Consider the following 483-nt stretch of genomic DNA (forward strand, 5'->3'; position numbering starts at 1 on the left):
GATCTGGTGCGACAGCCAGTGGCGGATGAACGCGTCGAGGGACAGCGTGCGCGGCACGCCGTCGACCAGGGCAAGCATGTTGGCGCCGAAGTTGGTCTGCAGGTCGGTGTGCTTGTACAGGTTGTTCAGCACGACCTTGGCGACCGCGTCCCGCTTCAGCACGATGACCAGGCGCTGGCCGGTCCGCGAGGACGTCTCGTCGCGCACGTCGGCGATGCCGCCGATCCTGCCGTCCTTCACCAGGTCGGCGATCTTCTGCGCGAGGTTGTCGGGGTTGGTCTGGTAGGGCAGCTCCGTGACCACCAGGCACTGGCGGTTCTGGATCTCCTCGACCTCGACCACCGCGCGCATGGTGATCGATCCGCGGCCCGTGCGGTACGCCTCCTCGATGCCCTTGCGGCCCACCACCAGGGCGCCGGTCGGGAAGTCGGGGCCCTTGATGCGCTCGATGAGCGCGTCCAGCAGCTCCTCGTGCGACGCCTC

The 483-nt window shown here is 68.1% G+C and carries 1 protein-coding gene; it reads right to left on the bottom strand.

From position 1 onward, the window contains the following. Window positions 1-483 (bottom strand): DNA gyrase subunit A (locus LPA54_RS37185; RefSeq protein WP_306806616.1); only part of this gene is annotated, 483 nt, incomplete at both ends.

It is taken from the genome of Streptomyces sp. DH12 (assembly GCF_020873895.1).
In the GTDB taxonomy this organism is placed as follows: Bacteria; Actinomycetota; Actinomycetes; order Streptomycetales; family Streptomycetaceae; genus Streptomyces.